Source organism: Methylorubrum extorquens (assembly GCF_024169925.1).
Taxonomy (GTDB): Bacteria; Pseudomonadota; Alphaproteobacteria; order Rhizobiales; family Beijerinckiaceae; genus Methylobacterium; species Methylobacterium extorquens_A.
In genome coordinates this window covers 2,285,681-2,305,856 of the sequence record NZ_JALJXF010000001.1, presented here as the reverse complement: position 1 = coordinate 2,305,856, position 20,176 = coordinate 2,285,681, and the positions used below count along the sequence as shown (strand labels likewise).

At 67.4% G+C, this 20,176-nt stretch carries 13 protein-coding genes; 6 read left to right on the top strand and 7 right to left on the bottom strand.

Annotated features, from left to right (window positions below):
- Positions 1-10: 10 nt before the first annotated feature.
- Entirely contained in the window at positions 11-1,180 is a 1,170-nt protein-coding gene (gene lptF / locus J2W78_RS10740) for an LPS export ABC transporter permease LptF (protein WP_253370453.1), read from the bottom strand.
- 647 nt (positions 1,181-1,827) lie between these two features.
- Between lptF and J2W78_RS10735 the strand changes: the two genes are divergently transcribed.
- The 3 genes from J2W78_RS10735 (at position 1,828) to J2W78_RS10725 (ending at position 5,960) form a co-directional block, all read left to right on the top strand.
- Positions 1,828-3,321, top strand: coding sequence for a leucyl aminopeptidase (locus J2W78_RS10735; protein ID WP_253374016.1), 1,494 nt, complete (start codon positions 1,828-1,830; stop codon positions 3,319-3,321).
- Positions 3,318-4,118, top strand: coding sequence for a hypothetical protein (locus J2W78_RS10730; RefSeq protein ID WP_253370452.1), 801 nt, complete (start codon positions 3,318-3,320; stop codon positions 4,116-4,118). The genes J2W78_RS10735 and J2W78_RS10730 overlap by 4 nt, the downstream gene beginning before the upstream one ends.
- A gap of 99 nt (positions 4,119-4,217) precedes the next feature.
- Positions 4,218-5,960 carry an AMP-binding protein gene (locus J2W78_RS10725; protein ID WP_253370450.1) on the top strand — a complete coding sequence of 581 codons (1,743 nt, stop codon included), beginning with the start codon at positions 4,218-4,220 and terminating at the stop codon, positions 5,958-5,960.
- A gap of 195 nt (positions 5,961-6,155) precedes the next feature.
- Here J2W78_RS10725 and J2W78_RS10720 read toward each other — a convergent pair whose 3' ends face one another.
- From J2W78_RS10720 to J2W78_RS10710, 3 genes are read right to left on the bottom strand one after another with little or no spacing between them, the layout of a single operon-like run.
- Entirely contained in the window at positions 6,156-7,034 is an 879-nt protein-coding gene (locus tag J2W78_RS10720; protein ID WP_253370447.1) for an SGNH/GDSL hydrolase family protein, read from the bottom strand.
- A 28-nt stretch (positions 7,035-7,062) separates the two neighbouring features.
- The gene (locus J2W78_RS10715) at positions 7,063-7,965 is read right to left on the bottom strand and encodes a glycosyltransferase family protein (RefSeq protein WP_253370445.1); all 903 of its coding nucleotides are present in this window, start codon (positions 7,963-7,965) and stop codon (positions 7,063-7,065) included.
- A gap of 4 nt (positions 7,966-7,969) precedes the next feature.
- Positions 7,970-9,706, bottom strand: coding sequence for a glycosyltransferase family 2 protein (locus J2W78_RS10710; protein ID WP_253370443.1), 1,737 nt, complete (start codon positions 9,704-9,706; stop codon positions 7,970-7,972).
- A gap of 596 nt (positions 9,707-10,302) precedes the next feature.
- Between J2W78_RS10710 and J2W78_RS10705 the strand changes: the two genes are divergently transcribed.
- Positions 10,303-11,484 (top strand): mechanosensitive ion channel family protein, encoded by a 1,182-nt coding sequence (locus tag J2W78_RS10705; protein WP_253370442.1) that lies wholly within the window; start codon positions 10,303-10,305, stop codon positions 11,482-11,484.
- Positions 11,485-11,550: 66 nt separating this feature from the next.
- Here J2W78_RS10705 and J2W78_RS10700 read toward each other — a convergent pair whose 3' ends face one another.
- Complete coding sequence (locus J2W78_RS10700) at positions 11,551-12,330, bottom strand: DsbA family protein (protein ID WP_253370440.1); 780 nt, start codon at positions 12,328-12,330, stop codon at positions 11,551-11,553.
- Positions 12,331-12,643: 313 nt separating this feature from the next.
- Here J2W78_RS10700 and J2W78_RS10695 point away from each other — a divergent pair, with 313 nt between their 5' ends.
- A complete protein-coding gene (locus J2W78_RS10695; RefSeq protein WP_301288787.1) occupies positions 12,644-13,687 on the top strand; it encodes an HD-GYP domain-containing protein in 1,044 nt (347 codons plus the stop codon).
- A gap of 138 nt (positions 13,688-13,825) precedes the next feature.
- Positions 13,826-14,989: a pyridoxal phosphate-dependent aminotransferase gene (locus J2W78_RS10690; RefSeq protein ID WP_253370437.1), complete on the top strand. Its 1,164-nt coding sequence runs from the start codon at positions 13,826-13,828 to the stop codon at positions 14,987-14,989.
- Between the two features lie 172 nt (positions 14,990-15,161).
- Here J2W78_RS10690 and J2W78_RS10685 read toward each other — a convergent pair whose 3' ends face one another.
- Positions 15,162-16,604, bottom strand: a complete 1,443-nt coding sequence (locus J2W78_RS10685) for a sulfatase family protein (RefSeq protein ID WP_253370435.1) — start codon at positions 16,602-16,604, stop codon at positions 15,162-15,164.
- Between the two features lie 242 nt (positions 16,605-16,846).
- A complete protein-coding gene (locus J2W78_RS10680; RefSeq protein WP_253370433.1) occupies positions 16,847-19,993 on the bottom strand; it encodes an Rne/Rng family ribonuclease in 3,147 nt (1,048 codons plus the stop codon).
- Positions 19,994-20,176: the final 183 nt, after the last annotated feature.

Sequence of the window (20,176 nt, the reverse complement as noted above, 5' to 3'; positions counted from 1 at the left end):
GCCGGTGCCCTCAGGCCCGTCCGGCGAGCGGGCGCCGCCGCAGGCTACCGGCGAGCCTCCGACCGAGCCGGCCGAACCACTCGTTCATCGCGCGGGTTCGGGCGCCGCCGAAGATCAGCAGGCAGGAGAGGGCGATCGCACCGAGCGGCGCGGCGTAGATCGCGACCACGGCGCCAGGACTGCGCACGGCCGCACTGCTCGCGGCAAAGCCCGCGATGCGCAACGCGATGACGCCGAGCACCGCGCCGGCCACGGCGAGGCCCCGGCCCTGGCGCGTGGTGCGCGGATCGCCCAGAGCGGCAAATGCGATGAAGGCCAGCGCCAGCGGGTAGAGCCAGGCCGAGAGCCGGTCATGCAACTCGGCCCGGAAGCGGCCCTTCTGCAGGCGGTAATAGCCCTCGCCCGTATCGGGGAAGAGCAGCGCCAGGGTCGAGCGCTCGCGCGGCTTGTAGACCGTCTCGGAATCCGGCGGCGTGAAGGCGGCGAGATCGACGGCGTAGCGCTCGTAGCTCACGATCGAGGAATCGCGGCTGTCCTTCTGCTGGCGGTGGATGCTGCCCTTCTCCAGCACGAGGTAGGTCTGCCCATCGACCTCGCTGACGCGCCCGCGCTCGGCGAGGTAGACCACCGCCTTGCCGGCCTCGCGCTTGTCCTGGATGAACAGCCCCTGGAGCGAGCCGTCGGCACCGCGCTCGCGGAAATGGAAGGTGATGCCGTTGTCGAGCGCCGTGAACTGGCCCTCCTTGACGACGTTGGCGACGAAATCCCCGCGCACCCGGGTCAGCACGTCGCGCAACTCCTGGAAGGAGGAGGGCATCACCTGGATCGTCAGGAAGGCGACCACGACGCTGATGGCGAGGGCCAGCGTCGCGAAGGGCCGCAGCAACTGGCGCGGCGGCATGCCGGCCGCCGACATCACGATCAGCTCGGAATCGCCGTTGAGCTTGTTGAGCGCGTAGACGCAGGCGATGAACAGGGCGACCGGGGCGATCACCGTGATCAGCGTCGGCAGCGACAGGGCGGTGATGAACAGGAAGACGAGGAGCGTCTGCCCCTTGGCCGTGACGAGGTCGAGTTCGCGCAGGGCCTGCGTCACCCAGATCGTGCCGGTGAGGCCGATCAGGCAGGTGAGGAAGGCCCCGAGCGCGATCCTGAATATGTAGCGCTCGATCTGCGTCATCCGCGCCTTCCGACCCTCGCACCCCTTCCTCGCCGCCGGTCCCGGCGCCGCGCATTCTCGCCGGTCGCGGCGTCCAGGCCAAGCTGTCCCGAATGCCGATGCCTTTGGCCTTGAGCGTCTCGGGGCGCCCGGATTGAGGCCGTTTCGCGGCGCGGGCCAGTGGTGGCGGGGGAAGGGCCGAGGGTGGTTTCAGGCGGCCTGGGGCCCGGTACGCACCGCGGCGACCGTCATCCGCGGGTAGGCCGCGGCATCCTCAGGCGTGCGGATGTCGTTCGCGCTGTCGAATGGCTTCGTCGGCCTTCCTGGCGATGCGTCGGGATTCGACATGACCTCCTTAAGGGCGTTTGCGCAGCTCGGATCCGGCAGGATACGACGGCGGATAGTCCGGTGCATGAGCAACGACGCCCAAGCGGGCATGCCGCCCTCCAAAGCGGGCTCGCGGACAGGCCGGCCGGCCATCACGTTTCGCTGGTGGAAGCCTTCCCCGGCCCCCGGTCTCCGGCAGGAACTCGGGCTGCCGGCTTGAGCGCCCCCTCTGCGGCTCGCCCACGCGTTGCGTTCTGCGTTTCAGCGGGTACACAGGTTCGCCGGTTGTCGCGGGATCCGCGGAGGAGCCGGCGGAAGACGGGTTGAGAGCGAAGAGCATCATGGCCGGTGGGATCGAAATCGCCTTTGAACCGCTGTCGTCGCGCGGTGCCGGGGGCGACCTCGTGGTGTTCGTGGGCGACGACCTCGCCGTGTCGGGGGCTGCGGCCGAGATCCTGGGGCGGCCCGGCACCGAGCTGGTCGCCCGCGCCGCGGCGAGCGAGCGCTTCAAGGGCAAGGCGCAGAGCGCGCTGGCCCTCCCGGCCCCGGCGGGCGTGGAGGCCGACCGGCTCGTGGTGATCGGGCTGGGGTCGGAGAAGGACCGGGCCAAGATCGACTGGACCGTGCTGGGCGGCTTCACCGCCGGCAAGGTCGGCGCACGCAGCGCCCGCGTCGTGCTCGACGGGCCCGGTTTCGCCGCCAGCGCCCGGGATGTCGCCGACTTCACCCTCGGCGCGCGCCTGCGCAGCTACCGCTTCGACCAGTACAAGACCAAGAAGAAGGACGAGGACGAGGCGGGTGCCGCGTTGACCCTGCTGGTCGCCGACCCGTCCGGGGCGCAAGCCGCCGCGCGGAGCGCCGAGGCGGTGGCCGAGGGCGTGATCCTCGCCCGCAACCTCGTCAACGAGCCGCCGAACGTCCTCTACCCGGAGGAATATGCCCGGCGCGTCTCCGAGCTGACGCAGCTCGGCGTCGAGGTTGAGATCCTCGACGTGGCGCGGATGAAGGAGATCGGCATGGGCGCCCTGCTGGCGGTGGCGCAGGGTTCGGCCCGCGAGCCGCGGGTGGCGATCATGCGCTGGAACGGGGCGGACGACGCCGCCGAGCCGCCGCTGGCGCTGATCGGCAAGGGCGTGGTGTTCGATTCCGGCGGCGTCTCGATCAAGTCGGCCGGCGGCATGGAGGACATGAAGGGCGACATGGGCGGCTCGGCCGCGGTCGTCGGCACCCTGCACGCGCTGGCCTCGCGCAAGGCCAAGGCGAACGTGATCGGCGCCATCGGCATCGTCGAGAACATGCCCGACGGCGCGGCCTACCGCCCCTCCGACATCGTCACCTCGCTCTCGGGGCAGACCATCGAGGTCATCAACACCGACGCGGAAGGGCGCCTCGTGCTCGCCGACGTGCTCTGGCACGTCCAGGCGACCTACAAGCCCAAGGCGATGATCGATCTGGCCACGCTCACCGGGGCGATCATCGTCGCGCTCGGCCAGGACATCGCCGGCCTGTTCTCCAACGACGACGCGCTCTCGGGCCAGATCACCGCGGCCGGCGAGGCAGCGGGCGAGCGGGTGTGGCGGATGCCGCTGATCCCGGCCTTCGACAAGGCGATCGACTCGAAGTTCGCCGACATGAAGAACACCGGCGGGCGTCACGGCGGCGCGGCGACGGCGGCCGCCTTCCTCAAGCGCTACGTCAACGACGTGCCGTGGGCCCATCTCGACATCGCCGGCGTCGGCATGTCGTCCACCCCCTCCGAGATCAACCGGAGCTGGGGCGCGGGCTGGGGCGTGCGCCTGCTCGACCGGCTCGTGCGCGAACACTACGAGCGGTGAGCCGCACCGGAGCGCTCTCCGCGGGCCTCGCGGCCGGCCCGGCGGAGACGCGTGCATCGCGATCGGAACGGGGCCGCTTGGCCATCGCCGCGGCACCGCTGCTGGCAGCACTCGCCGCCCTGTTCGCCGTCTTCCTCACCGGCTTCGATGGTCGCAGCGCGATGCCGCCGGACGTGGCGACGCGGTTCTACGGCTTCTTCCTCGACCGCTACCCGCTCTTCGCCTTCGCGCTGGTCTACGGGCTCACCCGCATCCTGGCGGTGATGCTGGTGCCGGGCCCCGCCTCGTTCGCCCGGCGGGTCGTCGGCGGGGGGATCGGCCTCGTGCTGCTGCTGGGGGTGAGCCTGCACCCGACCTTCGGCGGCCTCGTGCTGCGGGCGGGCTTCGGCACCGGCAGCGGTGCCTTCCTCAACGGCACGCCGATGGTGATCGCCTACACGATGGGGGCGGGCGCCGCTGCGGGCCTGTTCGGGCTGGCCATGGGGCTCGGGGCGCGGCTGGCCGGCCGGCCGGGTCCGGCGCTTAGCGGAGGCCGCTGGCGCAGGGCAGGGCGGGCGCTGCTGGGATGGGCCGCGGGCTTCCTGGCCCTGTGGTTCGCCGCCGCCCTGATCGGGCTCGCCCGCGATGCCGGGTTCGGCCCGTGGCCGCGCCGCCCGCTCGACGCCCGCGACCTTGTCGTCGCAGCAGGGCTGCTGACGGTCGCCGCCCTGCCGCACGGTCTGCTCGTGGCCGCCCGCCTGCGGCCGCAGCGGACAGCCCGGGCAACACCTCAAGCCGCGCGGGTGGGCACGGCTTGATCGAACGCGCCGGAAACGCTTAAGCCACGACGGGAAGCGGCGGAGCCGGCGTGAGGCCGGCCCTCATAAGCCGCATGCCACAGGGCAGGAGGGACGAGGATGGCGCAGGACCGGAGCGCGGAGCGTCCCTGGCTGGCCGCCTATCCCCCCGGCATTCCCGCCGACATCGACACCGATTCCGTCGGCACGGTGGTCGATCTGTTCGACCGCAGCGTGCTGCGCTTCGCCGAGCGCCCGGCGATCACCTGCTTCGGCGCGAGCCTGCGCTACCGCGAGGTCGGCGCCGCGGCGCAGGCGGTGGCGGCGTGGCTCGCTTCCAACGGCTACGGCAAGGCGAGCCGGGGAAGCGAGGCGGGCGTCGACGGCATCGGCGACCGCGTCGCGGTGATGATGCCCAACGTCCCGGCCTGTCCCGTCGCGCTCCTCGGCGTGCTGGTGGCGGGCTGCACCGTCGTCAACGTCAACCCGCTCTACACCCCGCGCGAACTCGCCGCGCAGATCAACGATTCCGGCGCCCGCGTCCTCTTCGTGCTGGAGAATTTCTGCCACACGGTCGAGCAGGCGCTGCCGCAGATGCCGAGCCTGGAGCGGATCGTCGTGGCGGGGCCCGGCGACGGGCTCGGGCTGAAGGGACGGATCGTCGATCTCGTCTCGCGGCGGGTGAAGCGGGCGGTTCCGCCCTACGCCCTGCCGGCCGGGCGGACCCAGCGGTTCGAGGCGGTGGTGCGGGCGGGCCGCGGCCTCAAGCGGCCCTCGGTCCTGATCGAGCCCGGCGACGTCGCCTTCCTGCAATATACCGGCGGCACCACCGGCATCGCCAAGGCGGCGATGCTGACCCACCGCAACATCATGGCCAATGTCGAGCAGAGCCGGGTCTGGTTCCGCGGCCCGTTGGGGGGCGGGGATGGGGAGAGGCAGGTGGCGGTGACGGCGCTGCCGCTCTACCACATCTTCGCGCTGACGGCCTGCTTCCTGTTCTTCTTCCGGCTCGGCGGCTGCTGCCTCCTGATCCCGAACCCGCGCGACCTCGACGGCTTCGTGAAGACGCTCAGCCGCACCCGCTTCACCAACTTCGCCGGGGTGAACACGCTGTTCAACGCGCTGAACAACCACCCGAAGATCGGCACGGTCGACTTCTCGCAGGTCGAGTACGTCGTCGGCGGCGGCATGGCGGTGCAATCGGCGGTGGCCGCCCGCTGGAAGGCGATCACCGGCCAGACCATCCTCGAAGGCTACGGCCTGTCGGAGACCTCGCCGGTGGTGAGCGTCAACCCGCTCGGGCTCGCCGAGTGGACCGGGACGATCGGCTATCCCTTGCCCTCGACCGAGGTGACGATCCGCGCCGAGGACGGCACGGTGCTGCCCTTCGGCGTACCGGGCGAACTCTGCGTGCGCGGGCCGCAGGTGATGGCCGGCTACTGGAACCGCCCGGAGGAGACGCGGGCGGCGATGACCGTCGACGGCTTCTTCCGCACCGGCGACGTGGCGGTGATGACGCCGGACGGGCAGATCCGCATCGTCGACCGGATGAAGGACATGATCCTCGTCTCCGGCTTCAACGTCTACCCGAACGAGGTCGAGGACGTGCTCGCCACTCATCCGGCGGTGCTCGAATGCGCCGTGGTCGGCGCGCCCTGCGGCGACAGCGGCGAGATGGTCGTCGCCCACGTGGTCCTGCGCGATCCGTCCGTGGAGCCGGACGCGCTCCGGGCCCATGCCCGCGCGAGCCTCACCGGCTACAAGGTGCCCCGCCGGATCGTGATCCAGGACAGCCTGCCGAAGACCAATGTCGGCAAGGTGCTACGCCGCGCGCTGCGGGAGGGTGGGCCGGCGGCCGGGTGACCGGTCCCCGGTGACGGGGACCGTCGCGTCGAAACGCGCTCCGAAGCATCGCCCCCGACCATCGGATTTGGAACGATGGTCCCGGATCTCGATTCGACTCTCTTCACCGCAGATGAGCATTTTTCACAAAGCGCCCGCTGCGCCTTCGTGCACGGAGGAAAAGCGCCCAGCGACCGGGCGTCTTGTGAGAGATACTCAGATCACGCCCTGGTCTCGGAGCGCCTGGGCGAATCCGCGCTCGACCAATGCCTCTGCTGCCCGCCCCGCCCCGAGCCCGGTCAAATGGATGTCATCATAGAACATGCCATCCAAGCCGTCGGCAAACGACTGGATGTCGATGTAATGAGCACCGAGCTGGCAGCATAGGTCTTCGATCTGCCGGTTCGCCGAGCGGCGATTGCGCACCCTGACGGAATACGCGTCCTTGCTTGTATAATGTCCTTGTACATACGCTCCCTGGAAGACAGTCTGGTGCGGGGTCGAAACGAACACGAGCGGGATCGCGAACGCTCGCGCGGCGTCGATGAGCAGTCGATTGAGGGTCGATCGACTGTTCTCGTCCATTTCCTCGCGAAAATTCTGGTCCCAGAAACCCGGCGCGTCGCCGTTGTCCATGATGCTGCGCAGATAGGCATCTTTGCTCCAGAAGCTGTCGACCTTGAACATCGCTTCCAGATCCATGATGCCGGTCATGAGGAAGACCGCATCCGGTTTCAGCGGGACGACCTTGTTGATGAAGGCATTTAGGACATGGAGCGTCGTACTCCCGCTGTAGCCGCCATTCAGTACATTGATGCTCTGACTCGTCTCCTGACGTATCCGTTTCTGGAGCTGCGCACAGAAGCGGTCATCTTCTTTGACGAACAGGCATTCCAGCACGCTGTCCCCCAATCCGATGATCGTCTTACCTGTTAAGGAATGGCCGGACAGAATGAACCCGTTCTCATCGGTACGAACGCGGCACGGGCGGTCATCGATGGCATGACCACGGGCCTCAACGTAATCTGCGGAGGGGATCGCCTCGAAATCAAGGTTGGCACCATATTCCTTCAGTCGGATTGATCTTCCGGCCACACGCCCCTCCGCAATAACTATCGCAATTTCATTTTGCCCGCGACAAGCACCTATCGATGAACTGGTTTGCGGAGCACAATGTTTCCAGCTCGCGCCGGAATGCTTCAGCGCGCCGCAGCTGCTCGTCATAGTTCTCCAAAGCCAAGTCGAGGCGAGACATGAGATTGCTGCCTAGGTCGTTGGTGAAGATGAAGGGGCAGGCCGTCATCCAGGGCGGGATCGGGATAGGCTCCGACACGACCACTGCCCCGACCGCGGCACCGATCAAGGTCCGAGGCTCGAATGACACATGATCCTCCGCATGGATGTTCAAAACGACCTTGGACCTACGAAGCAAATTGACAAGTTCTTCACCGAACAACCCGTGATCGATGCTGACCAATCTAAATTTTCGCCGCTTTAACGGTTCGAGCATTTCGTACCTACGCGGCGAGACACGCCCTATGAAAAGTACATCGATATCTTTATGGCAACTTTTTCGTTCGAAAAGTATTGGATTCAGAGGATAAGGAGGAAAATCTGCAAATTTCATTCCGACACTATCGAAAAATTCTTTTGAAGAGATGTCATAATGATAGAGCTGATCGAACCGCCGGATCGCGCTATTGTCGAAAAAATCGAATTTCCTTCTATGAACCTCTGCTCCGACGATGCGATCCCCGATTTTTTGCGGGAAGATTTCGCTTGAGAAGCCGATTTTCTCGCCGGAAAACGAGAGCAGCACGGATAGCGGCACGAGCTCGGGCCGAAACGCAAGCAGCGCGTCCGGCTTGAAAGCCTCGATTACGTTGAATGCGCGATTCTCAACACCATGATAAAATTCGAGCTTATGGATCAGCGTCTTTCCATGCGTCTCCGGCATGTGAAGTTCAAAGTAGGGTCGGTGCCCCACAACGAGGACCCTGCGCTCGTAGTTCTGGTTGATCGCCATCCCACTAGCTCCAGGCAACGAAATCATCGTTGAACATTTTTGGAAACCAGACACTGGCGTGACCGACCGATGTGTACAATTGGAGACGCTCGCGATCCCAGACGAATTTACTGTCGTCGAAATCAGCTTCGTAGTGTACGTGCCACCCTTTTTCCATTCGCTCTTTCTCGAATCGGGGGAGCCTTTCCAGCGTAATCTTACGTCGAGCGTGGCTCACGGAGCGAAGTGCATAATGCTTGCGCGGGAGGCGCAGGGGATAAGCTTTGATACCGCCGAACTGCACACAATGTCCGGCTGAACTGGCGAGATCCACAACTGTATCGGGCTGAATCCAAGCCTTTAGTTGGCTCGCATATCCAGGCTTGTCACTGAACTCGAAATAGTCGAAATGCGCTTCGATATCAGGACCGGGCTCCGATCGGTCGATCGGCCTGAAGTCGAACATGCGCATGTTGACAGCATTATACCCGAGCGAGGCTATCGCCTGCAGCGTCGATGCGCAGGTGGAATTGCCGACAAGCGAGGTGGTTATCTCGTCGCTGTCCTGATGAAGGATCCATCGGCCAGGAAATTGGCTGGCGATTACCTGCTTCCGGCTGAGGATGCCGTGCCAGTCGTACTGATCGCTCGGCCCGGCGGATGGGAATCTCTCGATTCCGTCGATATAGGGCGTCAGATCGGATGCTGAAGCCAACTCACTGATGATCTCGTAGGTCGCGTCAGTCGACCAGTTATCAATCAGCCATAGCGAGAGACCTTCTCTCACAGCGGCACGAAGCACGGCCTCGATACAGTCAGCATCGTTGTACATAGCAATAATGGCAAGTGGGCGACGCGCGTCCTTTCCTCTGTCTTCGCCGATGCGGTAGATCAGCTTATCGAGGTAGATGTAGCGGTTAAAAATCTCCTTTGTTCCGAAATAGTCGGAATAATTTACGAACTTGAACTGCAATCGATCGATCTCGTTCGCGTGGCCGGCAGGCGAATCGTTCAAGGGCATTGTCACGCGGCGCTCGCCGAGACCGTAGGCGGTGAAATGCGCCAGCGGGCTGACGTTGTTTTGAGCGACGTCGGGATATCGGGCGTTGTAGAATTTGGTGTCGAAAAGGGGGTGGGTATCGATAGCACTCCATTTTTCGTTCGAAGACATGTAATTTTTGAGAATAGGCAGGGTTTGCCCGGAATTTACGCCAAGCGCGCTGCCGATCCGGTGCATCGAGAAAAAGGGCGACGTACTATACCCGTTCTCCGAGCCAATCTGTAAAAAGTGCTCGAGAGGAGAGCCCCCTCGATCGGTGTGCTTCATGTATGTGCCGACATACCAATCGTTATCAAAATACATCGATGGAGAGATATTATCCCTCCAACCATCTTTGCAATAATGCTCGAATGGCTCGACATCGATGCAAAATCCCTTCTTTTCCGCCTCATGAATATAGTATCCGATATCGAACATGATATGAGGACACAGTCCGATCCTCCACCCTCTCTTGATGTAATGCAGGAGATAGTTGGCTGGGCGTCGGGCGTGCGCTGGAAATCGTGCTTTGTAAAATTCGAGGTCGAATACGCCATCAGTGCCGATTTTTGATTGCCGCTCAGACCGCAGGTATGAACGTGCAGCTTTTAGCCTGCCATCGTGAGGCAAGTTCTTTATCAAGCTAAATGAATTGAAGACTGCACTGCTTGCCAGCAGTCGGATATCTTCACTTTTTACAATGATGGACAACAGTCTTCTCATCGACGGTCGAGTCTCCACAAGGATGTCTTCGGCGCGAACGGTCTCCGAAAGTTGCGCCTGCGCTGCGGCGTCGCTTCGCCACCTGCTGACCGGTGACCGGGTGGGGCTACGTCAAGACTGATCTCGTTGCGGCCGAAGCGACACTCCAACGAAGCATCGATATGCATCGCTCAATCGCTCATCTCGCCATGAAGAGGATACACCCGAAAGCTCAAAGCAACAGAGCATGAGCACAAGTGATATCCTGAAATATTTGATGCCATCGGCCACTTTTATCGATGAGTGCCAGCGCTTTTCACATGACGTGAACCCGCCACCATAAATCTCGCTAAGGTTGGCTTTCTAGGCAGAAGCCGCGCAGTTAGCAACTTAAAAGAACGCTCAGGGTGTCGAACGTCTCGTGCTGCCACGCAGAAGGACCGCGTGCCGTTGTGTTGGCGCTTCAGCGCTCGCGGCTCGGGCCCGCCGGTTGCCGGCGCCGCGCCTCGGTGCCGCGGGGCATGCAATAAGGGCGGTGGCGGGAGAGTAGCTGCACCATTGTGCAGTGCGGAACCGTGCCTGGCAGCGATCATTGCCCCCTGACGAGGAGGTGATCGATGGCGGAAGTTCACGCATTCTTCGATCAGATGATCGGCTGGATCGTCCAATGGCCCTGGTGGGTGGCGAGCCCGATCCTGCTGGCCGGCTGCTGCGCGCTGGTGCTGCCCCTGCACGGGGCGGCCTACCGCTTTGCGCAGAGGGCGGTGAGCGGAAAGAGCCTGTTCTGGCGCTCGCTGGTGTCACGCACCCGAGGGCCGAGCCGGCTCGCGCTGCTGGTCATCAGCTTGGCACTAGCGGTCTCCACCGCGCCGCTGACGTGGCAGATCCGGCTCGTCCTCAATCAGGTGCTGCTCGTCGCCTTCGTGACGCTCGCGGGTTGGACCTGCGCCACGGCGATCCACATCGCCACCGTGATCTACCTGCGCCGGTTCAAGCTCGATGCGGAAGACAACCTGCTCGCCCGCAAGCATTTCACGCAGATGCGTATCTTGGAGCGGGCGGCGCTGACCTTGGTCGCCCTCGTGACCGTCGCCATCGCGCTGATGACCTTCGAGCCGGTGCGGCAATACGGGGTGAGCCTGCTCGCCTCGGCGGGCGCGGCCGGGTTGATCCTCGGGCTGGCGATGCAGCCGGTGCTTTCCAACCTCGTGGCGGGCATCCAGATCGCCATCACCCAGCCGATCCGGATCGAGGACGCGGTCATCGTCGAGAACGAGTGGGGCTGGGTCGAGGAGATCAACGCGACCTACGTCGTCGTGCGGCTATGGGACTGGCGCCGTCTCGTCCTGCCGCTGACCTACTTCATCCAGAAGCCGTTCCAGAACTGGACCCGCGACGGCGCCTCGCTGATCGGCTCGGTGTTCCTCTACGTCGATCACAGGGCGCCGATCGAGGCGATGCGCAAGGAACTGCGGCGGATCGCCGGGGCATCCCGGCTCTGGGACGGCAACGTGGTCAACCTGCAGGTCTCGGACGCGCGGGAGAGCGGGATCGAGCTGCGGATGCTGGTGAGCGCCCGCAACGCGCCCCAGACCTGGGATCTGCGCTGCGAGGTGCGCGAGAAGATGATCGGCTTCCTGCAGAAAGAGTATCCTGGCGCCCTGCCGCGCCAGCGTGCGGAATGGGTGAACCCCGATCCGCCCCCTGCCGGCGGCCAAGCCGCGCCGCAAGCCGGCAACGAGCCCGGCATCCGCGGCGAGCGCCCGCTCCGGAGCGATCCCCGCGCCGCGGCGGCCTGAACGAGAAAGGGCCCGGTGCGGATCGATCCGCACCGGGCCCTTCTTCTGTCCGCCGAGGGTGGCGGCTCAGCAGCTCGCGTGGCCGCACTGGCGGATGTCGCTGATGGTCTTGCGCATCGGCTCGACGCCGACCGCGCCGGGCAGGATCTCGTCGCCGATGACGAAGGCGGGCGTGCCCGACAGGCTGAGCTTGTCGCCGAGGCCGACATTCTCGGTGAGCGCGGCCTTCACCTCCGGCCCCTGCGCATCCTTCTTCAGGCGCTCCACGTCGGCACCGAACTCACGCGCCACCGCGATCGCCCGCTCGCCGTTGATGCGACCCTTGGTCTCAAGCAGCTTGGCGTGGAAGTCGAACATCTTTTCCGGCTTGATCTGCATCTTGGCCGCGAGCGCGATCCGGCTCGCCTCCAGCGACTCGGCGCCGAGCACGGGGAAGTCCTTGAGCACCACGCGCAGCTTCGGATCGGACTTGATCAGGGCCTGCACGTCGGTGAAGGCCTTGCGGCAATAGCCGCAATTGTAGTCGAAGAACTCGACCACGGTGACGTCGCCGTTCGGGTTGCCGGCGACGATGCCGTGGGGCGAGTTCGTCAGCGCCTCGCGCGACTCCTTCAGCGCGGCGGCCTGGGCGAGCTTCTGCGTCTCCTGGGCGCGGCGCTCGCCCTCGGCGATCGCCTCCTGCAGGACGTCGGGGTTCTTGACGAGGTAGTCCTTGACGATCCCCTCGATCGCCTTGCGCTGGGCGTCGGTGAAGGGGGCGGCGTCCTCCGCGCGGGCGCCCGCACCCGCACCGAGCGCAAGGCCGCCGGCGAGGGCGAAGACGGAAACGGAGCGGAAGAGCTTCATCGATACCTCGAAATGCGTGGCGGGGACGAAATCCCGGCGGGGACCATCGACAAGGCGCTCCAACCGGCCCCGCCGACGAAACTATGGCACAGCGCGCGCCTCGCGCCGATCCGAATCTGCCCGGACGGAAAGCCGCCCCCTGAAGGGTCTCGCGCTGTTCCTGCTCCCGGGCTGCGGCGATTTCGCGGCGCCCGCCCTCTGGCGCGGTTGCGGGATCGAAAGTCGTTCAGTCTTAGCACTTTGCTAAATGATACACTTCAAGTTCCAAGCCAGCCGCGATGCCGCCGGGATAGGCGAAACGGGGAGGGTGAGCTTGATCGTCGTGCTGAGCGACCGCCCGGATCGTAGCCAACCCCTGGTCGAGGCCGTGCGCGCGGTCGCCGAGTGCCGGGTCGTCGGCACCGACGAGACGTGGGACCGGATTGGGTTCGTCCGCGGCGTGATCGCCGACATCACCCTGACCCGTCCCGAAGCCAAGCGCTGCCTGCGCCTGCTGGCGAACCGCCCCGCGCGCACCCGCACACCCCTCATCTGCCTGACGCGCGGCAACGGGCAATCCGCCTTCACCGAGGCGCGCAACCTCGGCGCCACCCTGTGCCTGTCGGCGCTGGCCGAGCCGCGCATGGTGGTGGGCTCCCTGGTGCGCGAGGTCTGGCCCGAGAAGTCGGTGGCCGACCTCGTGGTGACCCGCGAAGCCGAGCGGGCGGGCACGCTGATGACGCGCCTGTTCGAATCGGCGCAGACCGGCCCGATCGACCTGTCAAGCGTGGAGCGGGGCATCGCACCGGTGCTCGACGCGATCCACGAGGGCGGCCTGTCGCGCTGGCTCGACGAGGTGTGGGCGCATGACGACGTGACCTTCCAGCACTGCCTGCTGGTCTCCGGCGTCGTCGCCGCCTTCGCCCAGAACCTCGGCCTCTCCGCCGCGGACAAGCAACTCATGACCCGCGCCGCGCTGGTGCACGACGTGGGCAAGTCGCGCATCCCGCTCGTCATCCTCAACAAACCCGGCCGGCTCGACGACGACGAGCGTGCCGTGATGCAGACCCACGCGCCGGTCGGCCACGAGATCCTGACGGCGTCCGGCGGCTGCGACGCGGTCACGCTCGCGGTGACGCGCCACCATCACGAGATGCTCGACGGCTCGGGCTACCCGGACAAGCTCTGCGCCGACGCGATCGGCGACCCCGTGCGGCTGCTGACGATCTGCGACATCTATGCCGCCCTGATCGAGCGGCGCCCCTACAAGGCGCCGATGTCGAGCCGCGACGCGCTCTCGATCCTGTCGGGCATGCAGGGCAAGCTGGAGGGTGGGCTGGTGCAGGCCTTCGGCCGCGCGGTGCAGACGGTGCCCTGAGGCTGCCACGCATTGCCGCGGACGGATCCATAGACACCGGGCGCCGCTCGGCGCGCAGGCGGAACCCGCCGGTTGAGCGGGGGGCCGGCAGGGTCTACCTGACCGGAGTCTTGCCTCTCCCGTGAGGAGCCCCCGCCCGTGAGCCCCGATCCCGCCCTCTCGCGCCGCGCCCAGGCCGTCGCGCCCTTCCTGGCGATGGACGTGATGGCCGCCGCCGGCGCGCGCGAGCGGCGCGGCGAGGGCGTCGTCCACATGGAGGTCGGCCAGCCCTCGGCCCCGGCGCCGCGGGCGGTGATCGCGGCGGCGCAGGCCGCGCTCGCCGACGGGCGCATCCCCTACACCGAAGCGCTCGGGCTTCCCGCTTTGCGCGCGCGCATCGCCCGGCACTACGCCGAGACCTACGGCGTCAGCCTCTCGCCGGAGCGGGTGGTGGTGACGACGGGCTCCTCGGCGGGCTTCGTGCTGGCCTTCCTCGCCCTGTTCGATGCGGGCGCCCGCATCGGCGTGCCCCGCCCCGGCTACCCGGCCTATGACGGCATCCTGCGCGCCCTCGACCTGATCCCGCAGCCGCTGACCCTGCGCGCGGAAGACCGTTATGCCCCGACCCCCGCGCTGGTGCGCGCGGTCCATGCGGCGCATCCCCTCGCCGGCCTGCTGGTGATGAGCCCGGCCAACCCGTCCGGCACGGTGATCGCGCCCGCCCGCCTCGCCGAACTCTGCGCCACGGCGCGGGCGCTCTCGCTGCCCTTCATCTCCGACGAGATCTATCACGGCCTCAGCTACGGCGTGCCCACGGCGACCGCGCTGCAGTTCGACGCGAACGCCCTCGTCATCAACTCCTTCTCGAAATTCTACTGCATGACCGGCTGGCGGATCGGCTGGATGGTGGTGCCCGAGGCGTTGGTCCGCGGAATCGAGCGGCTGGCGCAGAACCTCTACATCTCGGCGCCCTATCTCTCGCAGATCGCAGCCCTCGCCGCCTTCGACACCCTCGACGAGATCGTGGCGATCCGCGAGGGCTATGCGCAGAACCGCGCCGTGCTCCTCGACGCGCTGCCGGGGCTCGGCTTCACCGACATCCACCCGGTAGACGGGGCCTTCTACCTCTACGCGGACATCGCCCGGCACACCGACGACGCGAGTGCCTTCTGCCGACGGATGCTAGAGGAGGCGGGTGTCGCCGCAACGCCCGGCCTCGACTTCGACCCGGAACAGGGCAGCCACCACATCCGCTTCTCGTTTGCCGGCTCGAACGCGGACTGCGCCGAGGCGGTGGCGCGGCTGAAGGGATGGCTCGGATAACGGATCGAGCAACGTTCCGCGGCCGAGCGGTGGCGCGAGAGGGAGACCCCTCTCATACCAAATCCGGTCGATCCCTTCGGGATGGCGGATTTGGACGTCGCTCAGTCGCCGCGCGGGCTGGCTGATCCGGTCCCCGCTTGGATCAAGCGGAAACCGGATCGCTCCGACGCTCTCAGCGCGGCGTCTCCCCGGCGGTGGCCGGCGGGGGTGGGGTGCGCGTCGGCGTCTTCACGCCGAAATGATCGGCGAGCTGGCTCCCGTCATAGGTCTCGGAGAAGGTGTCCGGCTTCTCCGGCAACATGGTCTCGTTCCAGGCCTGCCAAGCGGCTTGGAGGCGGGAGAAATCCTCCGGCCGGCGGCTCTTCAGGTTCGCCCGCTCCATGGGATCGGCGGCGACGTCGAACAGGAAGGTGTTGTCGCGAATCTTGAGGTACTTAAGGTCGCCATCCCGCAGGGCGGCCTGCGCGTTGGCCCGGTAGCGCCAATGAAAGTGGCGGGGACGCTCGGGCGCCTGCCCGGTCAGGATCGGCAGGAGATCGATTCCGTCGGAAGGGTAGGCCGGATCGGGTGCGGCACCGGCTGCGGCGAGGAGCGTCGGCAGCCAGTCCATGGTGATCGTCGCCTGGGTCGAGATGGCGCCCTGGGGCAGGCGGCGCGGCCAGGAGAGCAGCGCCGGAATCCGCAGGCCGCCCTCCAGCAGCTCGGTCTTGCGCCCCGTGAACGGCCATGTGTCGGAGAAGCGCTCGCCGCCGTTGTCGCTCGTGAACACCACGACCGTGTCCTGCGCCACGCCCGCGGCGTCGAGGGCGTCGAGCACGCGGCCGATCTGGGTGTCCATCTCGGCGACGATGCGCCGGTAGGTCTCCTGGGTGCCTCCGTCGAAGTGACGCAGGTTGCTGCCCGCGATGCGGCGCGACTCCGCCGCGTCGTCCGGCGTCTCCCAGGGCCAGTGCGGCGCGTTGAAGTGCAGGCTGAGGAAGAACGGGCGCCCGCCGCGGGCGAGGGCCGTGACGGTCTCGACCGCGCGCTGGCCGAGGAGATGCGTGACGTAGCCGGACTGCTCGACCGGCACGTCGCCGTCCCACAGGTCCGGCTTGTCGTCGGTACCGCGGTGGCTGAAATAATCGATGGTACCGCCGCGAAAGCCCCAGAAGGTGTCGTAGCCCCGCTGGAGCGGCCCGTATTCCTGCACGCTGCCGAGGTGCCACTTGCCGACCAAGGCCGTGCGGTAGCCGGCTCGGCGCAGGAGACCGGGCAGGGTCGGGTGATCCGACGGGATGCCGCCGGTAAAACGGGTCGTCACCGGCTCCTGAAGGCCGACCGGCAGGCGGTACTGGTAGCGCCCGGTGATCAAGGCCGTGCGCGTGGCCGAGCAGACCGGCGAGTTGGCGTAGCCCTGCGTGAAGCGGATGCCCCGTGTCGCGATCCGGTCGATATGCGGGGTCGCGAGATCCGGTCGGCCGTAGCACGCGACATCGGCGTAGCCGAGGTCGTCCGCCATGATGAAGACGATGTTGGGCTGCTGCGCCGCCCGCGCCTCACGCCCCGCCGTCACCACCGCTGCCGTGCCGGCCGCGGCACTCCGCAGCACCCGCCTGCGCGTCATGTTCGCCATGTGATTCCCCGTCGTTCGGGGGATCTGTAAACCAACGCATGTTGGCTGGCAGCCGTGCGGCCTGTCAGTTCCAGCGCCTCTGTCAGCGCCCATCAGGCTCTGGCCGAAAGCCGGCCCGGCGTTGCGCGGGCTCATCCTTCAGGAGCCGGTGGAGCGCCCCGGTCGGCGAAGCGGGGCCCGGCAAACCGGGCCCCCGTCACGATTGCGCAACGTGCGCGGGATCCGCGATCCCGCGCCGCGTCTTACTCGCCCGACAGCGCCGCCTTGGTGCGCGACCACCAGCCTGCCCGCTTGGGACGGTTCGGGTCCGGCGGCGTCAGCACCACGGCGACGGGTTCCGGCGCGGGCTCGGCGGAGGCCGGAGCGGGGGCTGCCGCCTCGGTGGCGGCCTCCGCGAGGGCCTCGACCTGGATCGGCTCGACCTCCGGCGCGCGGACGACCGGCGGCTCGGCCGCGGCGCCGTTCTCGGCGGCGAGCGAAACCGTGCTCACGTCGGCCTCGCTGACCGGCTCCTCGGGGCCGACCGGCAGGGTGTTGGAGGCGGTCTCCTCGGGATGCGCTTCAGAATACCCCTCGGATTCCTCCGTGGCCCGCAGTTCGCCGGCCTCGTCCGCCTCGGCGTCCGACTCGGAATCCGAACGGCCGTTGCGCTCGGTCCGGCCGCGGCCGCGGCCGCCCCGGCGCCCGCGGCGACGGCGGCGTCCGTTGGCGTCCTCGCCGTTGGCGTCGGCCGCATCCGATGCGGTCTCGTCCGGTTCGGCCGCGGCGCCGAGAGCCGCCTCGGCGGCCTCCGGCTCGGAATCGGGCGACTCGTCGCCATCCTCCGCGCCGTCCTCGCCGTCGGTCCCGTCCTCGTCCCGCGCGCGGGCCTCGCCCTCACCGGCGGTGCGGCCACCACGGCGACGGCGGCGGCGACGGCGACGGCCACCGCCCTCCTCGGACGCGTCGGCGGCCGGGCGCTCCTCGGAGCCGCCCTCGACTTCCGCTTCGACCTCGGTCTCGACCTCTTCGATCTCCTGGCTTTCGATCGCCTCGTCCTCGAACTCCTCGGCCTCGTAGACCGGCGAGATCGCCACGGCGCGCACGCCCGTCACCGGGCCCTCGTGCTTCACCGCCGGCTCGCCGCGTTCGAGCTGGAAGGCGGAGGTCGCCACGAGCCGGTCGTCGGCGGAGACCGTGATCGTGACCGAGAAGCGCTGCTCGAGATCGAAGAGATGCGCCCGCTTCTGGTTGAGGATGTAGAGCGCCGTCTCGGTGCGGGTGCGCAGCACGACGTTGTGGCTCGCCGACTTGAGCAGCCCCTCCTCGATCGAGCGCAGGATGTGCAGCGCCACCGAGGAGGTCGCCCGCACGAAGCCCGAGCCGCCGCAATGGGCGCAGGGGATCGAGGAGGATTCGAGCACGCCGGTGCGGATGCGCTGGCGGCTCATCTCCAAGAGGCCGAAGGGCGAGATCCGCCCGACCTGGATGCGCGCCCGGTCGTTCTTGAGCGCCTCGTTCAGGCGCTTCTCCACCGCCCGATTGTTGCGCTTCTCCTCCATGTCGATGAAGTCGATCACGACGAGGCCGGCCAGATCGCGCAGGCGGACCTGGCGCGCGACCTCTTCGGCCGCCTCGAGGTTCGTCTTGAGCGCGGTGTCCTCGATGTCGTGTTCGCGGGTGGCGCGGCCGGAGTTCACGTCGATCGAGACCAGCGCCTCGGTCGGGTTGATGACGAGGTAGCCGCCCGAGCGCAGGGCCACGTGGGTCGAGAACATCGCGTCGAGCTGCTGCTCGACGCCGTAGCGGGCGAAGATCGGCGTCGTGTCGCGGTAGGGCTTCACGACCTTCGACTGGTCGGGCATCAGCATCCGCATGAAGTCCTTGGCCTCGCGGTAGGCGTCCTCGCCGGAGACCAGAACCTCGTCGAGATCCTTGTTGTAGAGGTCGCGGATCGCCCGCTTGATCAGCGAGCCCTCCTCGTAGACGAGCGCGGGTGCGGTCGAAGTCAGCGTCAGCTCGCGCACGCTCTCCCACAGGCGCATCAGGTACTCGAAGTCGCGCTTGATCTCGGGCTTGGTGCGCGAGGCGCCGGCCGTGCGCAGGATGATCCCCATCCCCTCCGGCACGTCGAGGTCGGCCACCACGTCCTTGAGGCGCTTGCGGTCGGCGGCCGAGGTGATCTTGCGGGAGATGCCGCCGCCCCGTCCGGTGTTGGGCATCAGCACCGAGTAGCGGCCGGCCAGCGACAGGTAGGTGGTGAGCGCCGCGCCCTTGGTGCCGCGCTCTTCCTTGACGACCTGGACGAGGATGATCTGGCGGCGCTTGATCACCTCCTGGATCTTGTAGTGGCGACGATAGGCGCGCGGACGCTCGGGGAGTTCGGCGAGCGCGTCGCCCGAGCCGCCGACCTGCGCGACGCGCGGCTCGCCGTCCTCGGACTCCTCGTCGTCGTCCTCGTCGTCCGAATCGTCTTCCTCGTCGTCGTCCTCATCCTCGTCGTCGGACTCGTCATCCTCCGAGTCCTCGTCGTCCGAGTCGTCGGTCTCGGCGTCCTCGTCGGAATCCGCCTCGGCTTCCTCGATCTCGGCCTGGGAGAGCGGCGCGCTGGCGGCGACGGGCTGGGGCTCGACCGTCTCTGCCTCGGCGGAATTGGCCTCGGCGGGAGCAGCCGCGGACGAGTCCGCGGTCTCCACGGGCAGGTTCGGCGCCTCGGAGAGCGCGGCGATGTCGGAGGGCTCGACCGCGCCGGCTTCGTCAACAGAGGTCTCGACGCGCGCCTCGTCGGCGGAGGTGCCGGGCTCCAGCGCCGCCTCGGGCAGGCTCGCGGAGGCATCGCCGCCGGCCTCGACGGTTGCGGACGCCGCGTCGCCCTCGCTCCGCTCGTCGGTACGTCCTTCGACGAGAGCGGACCGCACCGCCTCGATCGCCTCCGGCGCGGGCGCGTCGGCGGCCTGGCCCTCACCGGGAATCGCGGCGTCTTCGGAACCCGCCTCGGACCCGGCCTCTTGCGACTTCACCGTGTCGTCGTGGCGCGAACCGCGGGCCTCGGCCCGGCGACCGCGCGAGCGGCGGCCGCGCGGCGGACGGCGCTCCTCGCGCTCGCGGTGCTCCTCCTCCTCGCGCGCCTCGGCCTCGATCAGCGCGAGGCGGTCGGCCATCGGGATCTGGTAGTAGTCGGGGTGGATCTCGTTGAAGGCGAGGAAGCCGTGGCGGTTGCCGCCGTACTCGACGAAGGCCGCCTGGAGCGAGGGCTCCACGCGGGTGACCTTGGCGAGATAGATGTTGCCCCTCAGAGGCCGGCGGTTGGCCGCCTCGAAATCAAATTCCTCGACCCGCGAGCCTTGGACTGTGACGACCCGGGTCTCCTCCGGATGCATCGCATCGATGAGCATCTTGTTGTTGGCCATGACGTGCTTTCGACATGGCGGCCGACGTCGTTCTCCTCACGCTCGCGCCGCTTGGTCCCGGCGGCGCCGCCCCCGGCCTGCGGGCCGGAAGGAGATGGGCGCGTGCCGGCCTCGTCGCCGAGGTCGCGGTGGATGCGGGGAGGGGATTGCCGTCAACCGCCTTGACGCGCCGGGCATCGGCGC